Origin of the sequence: Microcystis sp. M109S1, from assembly GCF_020247025.1 — a bacterium.
Classification (GTDB): domain Bacteria; phylum Cyanobacteriota; class Cyanobacteriia; order Cyanobacteriales; family Microcystaceae; genus Microcystis.
Genome location: NZ_JADBRW010000031.1, coordinates 1 through 4,607 on the forward strand (window position 1 = coordinate 1; position 4,607 = coordinate 4,607).

Annotated in this window: 4 protein-coding genes and 1 pseudogene; 2 read left to right on the plus strand and 3 right to left on the minus strand. The window is 42.3% G+C overall.

Annotation, left to right across the window (positions count from 1 at the left end):
- Positions 1 to 123 (plus strand): annotated as a pseudogene (locus IM322_RS01245) (IS630 family transposase); the annotation flags it as partial.
- 95 nt (positions 124 to 218) lie between these two features.
- Entirely contained in the window at positions 219 to 923 is a 705-nt protein-coding gene (locus IM322_RS01250; protein WP_287675096.1) for an LmeA family phospholipid-binding protein, read from the plus strand.
- 144 nt (positions 924 to 1,067) lie between these two features.
- On the opposite strand, the gene IM322_RS01255 is transcribed toward IM322_RS01250, so the two are convergent.
- From IM322_RS01255 to IM322_RS01265, 3 genes are all read right to left on the minus strand, one after another.
- Complete coding sequence (locus IM322_RS01255) at positions 1,068 to 2,306, minus strand: DUF445 domain-containing protein (protein ID WP_287675094.1); 1,239 nt, start codon at positions 2,304 to 2,306, stop codon at positions 1,068 to 1,070.
- Between the two features lie 35 nt (positions 2,307 to 2,341).
- A complete protein-coding gene (gene ubiE, locus IM322_RS01260) occupies positions 2,342 to 3,040 on the minus strand; it encodes a bifunctional demethylmenaquinone methyltransferase/2-methoxy-6-polyprenyl-1,4-benzoquinol methylase UbiE (RefSeq protein ID WP_287675098.1) in 699 nt (232 codons plus the stop codon).
- Between the two features lie 245 nt (positions 3,041 to 3,285).
- A complete protein-coding gene (locus IM322_RS01265; protein ID WP_287078943.1) occupies positions 3,286 to 4,155 on the minus strand; it encodes an MBL fold metallo-hydrolase in 870 nt (289 codons plus the stop codon).
- Positions 4,156 to 4,607 lie beyond the last annotated feature (452 nt).

The following is a 4,607-nucleotide window of genomic DNA, read 5'->3' on the forward strand; positions in this document are numbered from 1 at the left end:
CGAGAATTTGAAAATAAAGAAGAACTGGAAAAAGTAGTCAATCAGCTTTTAAATGAAGGGGGATTGATTATTAAATGGAGTAGAAAGCTTAAAAATAAGGGTAATGCTGTTAATGTAACTTAAATGCGTAAAAGCTTACCTGACGGCAGCCCCTCATGGTTCGATCGATCTAGCTCTGTTACAATTAGAAACATTGTGGAGTGAGTGAGATAACGTTTATGTGGGTCAATACTCAAAGTGAGATTATTAGTAAGGTTTTGCCGCCAGCAGTACGTCTGTTCTTGCGATCACAAGTAGAACAGATAGAAGATTTAGAAATGCAGCTGCACGGTCATGATCGGCAAATTTTGCGCGGTTATATACCCGGGGTATTTTTGGCCGTAGGAAAAGCGATTTATCAAGGTTTACATCTAGGTAAAGCGCAATTAAGAGGGGAAAATATTCGTCTTAATATCGGGCAGGTTTTGCGAGGGAAACCCCTAAAAATTTTGGAACCTATTCGGGTTAGCGGTGAGGTAGAAATTAACGAACAGGATTTAAATAATTCGATCGCCTCGACTATTTTAGTTAATGCTTTTGCGGATTTACTAATTTTTTCCCTAGAAAATAACGGAGTTGTTAACGCCAGAGAAATTATCTCACAACAGCGTTTTAACTGGAAAAATGTTCTCCTAAATCAGGGTTATTTCTCTCTTCTCGGCCATAGAGAAACAGGTGCAGAAGTAATTTTTAGCGCCGATATTGCCTTAGAAGATGCCCGCACTTTAGGGATTAGTCCCCGACAATGGCAAGGTTTAGCCCCAGATTTATCTGTTGATTTGCAACCTTTTACCGTCGATTTAGGCAAAGATGTGGAGATTAAATCTTTTATTCTCGACGATCAAACTCTTTTCTGTCAGGGAAGTTTTTTGATTTTACCTTAAAAATAAGTAGGTAGGTGTTAAAAGTTGTCAGACACCCCCCTTATTAAGGGGGGATCAGAGGCAAAATCTATCTTTAATGTAATTATAACTACTTACTTAAACGCAATGATTCCGGGGGGTTAACTTAGTTTAACCCCCCAATTATTACCCCGGATTCTGTGCAATTAAAATAACTGTTTGCATTAGTCCAACCAGAAGACCGAGAATACCACCGAGATTAACAATTCCCTGTAATTCCTGTTTAACAATGCCTTGTATGGCATTTTCCAGATCGGCCGGGGAAGTGGCATTTACCCGATCACGGATTACCTGATCGATGTTGAGAATTGGGATAATTTGGGCGACTAATTTCTCTAAATCTTCCTCTAAATAACGCTCTAAAATTAACGCTAACTCTTGACTAATTACCCCTAATGATGTAGTCATTGACACCGAGGATTGCAGACGATTAATAATTAAATTAGCGATTTGATCCCAGTCGATCGTTTGTCCAAAATCTTGCAGAAATTGTTCGCCACTTTCTTGAATATAAATTCGCACCGTATCCCTGGTGGTTTTACGCAATTGTCTGACGGTGGAGATAGGTAAATTTTGTAAAGAGATACTTTGTAACCAGTTTTTCAGACGATTACGCATCTCTAAAGATAGTAATAATTCTTTGATTCTGGTATTAGCTAAATCCTTTTCATCAAGGCAAAAAGTGCGTAAGCGGGCGAGGGCATTGCGTAAACCGAATAAATTGGCTACTACCCAATAGGTTCCACTGGTTTTTTCCCGAAATCCTTCATCGATAACCTGAATATTGCGATCGGTTAAAAAATCGATTAAAGCTAGACGGATAACATCAGCAGGTAAGACAGTTTCTAATAGCCAATCGGAGAATTGTCGCGCCTGTTGTTCACTGAGAGAAAATTCTAAAACTAGGCGATCAAAAATTTGATTGATCTGTTTTTCTAAAAAGTCCTGCCGTCGGGCTAAAACTTTTAGTAATCTCGCTAAAGATTCCCCGAATAAATCGTGAAGAATCGCCGCCAAAATCTCGGCTGTTTTTGCTTGCCGATCGCCTTTTATTTGTTTTAAAGCTAATTGTAACAGCCAGAGGATCGCCCCCTGTACCCTTTCGGTGTCGAGGAGTCGTTTAGCCAGTTTTTGTAGTTCCTCGGGAGTTAACAGGGAACCCATGATCGTATCCGATACCCGGACAGCTAATCGATCTTGATTGCGAGGAATTAGCCCCGGGGTGAAGGGAAGAGGACGCTTACCGATATAAATCGCTTTGTAGGGACGAAACAGCATTTTTATGGCTATATCGTTGGTGAAATAGCCAATAATTGCCCCCGCGATCGGCGGTAAGATCCATGTCCAAAGAGTAGCGAGATTCAATTTAGCAGCAAAAAATAAACGCAAATGTGAGTAAGTTATTTCTTTAAGACTAACACTCCCATCAGTCCTGCTAGGAGTGGATAGTGGACGGCACCGGAAAATCCCGACCGATAGCCTAATTTTACCTGTTCTCGGCCCTGGGGAAAGCGATCAATACTAGGACTAATATAAGCGTACTGGTCAGTTAAGCCGTAGCGCTCGGCGGCGGGAACGACGATATGATCGAGATACCAGTTTTGCAATAGTTTGGCCATGGTTTCGGTGGGTTGATGGAAGTCAAGAATCGCCGCTTTAGCACCCGGTTTCAGGACTCGGTATAATTCCCCCAGACATTGGGTAATATCGACCACATTGCGTAATCCATAGCCGATAGTGGCACAATCAAACCTAGAATCGGCAAAGGGTAAATTGAGGGCATCCCCTTCCATCCAGTGAATATTAGTGGCGCTAAAACGTTGACGGGCGATTTTTAATTGTTGTGGGGAAAAATCTAGTCCGATCACTTGGCCAGTTTTACCCACTTGTTTTGATAATAGATTAGTCAGGTCGCCGCTGCCACAACAGACATCAAGGGCAAAATCCCCTTTTTTGGGTTGACACCATTTGACTGTCATTAATTTCCAGACGTGGTGTAATCCTAAACTTAATTCTTGATTGAGTCGGTCATATTCGGGAGCGATCTGATCAAAAATTGCTTGTATTTCCCTAGAGTTAGGTGAGGATTGATTGGACATTTCCATAGAACCTATTTGGTATCTCTCTTGTGACGCTTCACGGGTAAGAATTACAGGTATTTTGGCTAATTCGCTCTAATCCATACTGGGTAATGATTTTGGGAAAGATACCAAATGGACTCTATAATATAGCACCAGAGAAAATCCCAGATGATGTTATGTCATTCTATCTTATCTGCGCTCACGGGGATAAGCTGTTGAGCATCTACAGCAGTTATCTTCATAGTGGGGAACAGTGACTTAGATTACACTTCATCTATCTGATCATCTCCCGGTCGCAGTTCGATCGAGAGGCCTTCCCGGGCGAGAATAGTTTCAGGGAAAATCTTTCTTACCTGTTCCCCAATGCAATCGAGAAAATCGTCATTATGGGCGGGATCGTGATGAAATAGAACTAACTGCTTAACTTGCGCTGTCTTAGCGATTTTGACTGCCTGCTGCCAAGTGGAATGACCCCAACCCACCTTAGAATACTTAGGATCGTTGTATTCCTCATCGGTGTAGGTAGCATCAATGATCATGACATCCGCTTGCCGAGCCAAAGCCAGAACGTTATCATCAAGGCGATCGGGAAAATGTTCGGTATCAGTAATATAAGCTGCCGATAAACCCTGCCAATTTACCCGATAACCCACCGCGTCTCCTGGATGATTTAAAGGACGGGTTTCGACGGTGACATTCCCACAGTGGAGGGTTTCGCCCATTTCTAGATCATAAAATTCTAAATCGGCCCGCATAATCTGCAAAGGCACGGGAAAATTAGGATGTAACATCTGATCTTGTAATTTTTGCTTGATGGTTGCCCCGTTGGGGGAGGGAACCCCATAGATTTTAAAAGTATTGCCCCTGATAAAACCAGGGATAAAAAAAGGAAAACCTTGAATATGATCCCAATGGGAGTGGGTGAAAAATAAATGGGCTTTCGCTGGACTTTCTGCCATCAAAGACTGTCCTAGGACGCGTAACCCCGTACCACCGTCAAAGATTAATCTTTCTCTACCGACTTGCATCTCCACACAGGAAGTATTACCACCATAACGAACGGTTTCCGAACCAGGACAGGGAATACTCCCCCGTACTCCCCAAAATTTGATCTGGAAGCGGTTGTCGGGCATATCAGAAGTTCCTCTACTTGTGCTGATGGGCTGATAGATCAGATTAGCATTCTCTGACAATTAAGGCGCTGACTTCATCCCTAAGATAAGCTGTTCGTAATTTAAATTGCTTGGGCCAGACGAGGCAAGAGGCACTCATGCAAAAAACAGTAAAGGGATTGGGGGAGATTCGGCTAATCTAAAAATAAGCGGTTTAAATAGGGTTTGCTGAATAAATCTAAAAACCTTACAGGAAAGGGCTTTTAGACTTTTTGTCAATCAAAAAGTACCGGACTGGGAGTGATCAGGGGGAAAATTCATGTACTTTTTCCCTGAAAATTAGGTACTTGACCCCCTCAGAATCGGTAAAACCCTACACCCCACACCCCACACCCCACACCCTACCCCCAAGAAAAACTTTTTGCCGCAAACCCTAATTAACTTTGCTTAGGTACTGAAGAAAAGGAGATTAA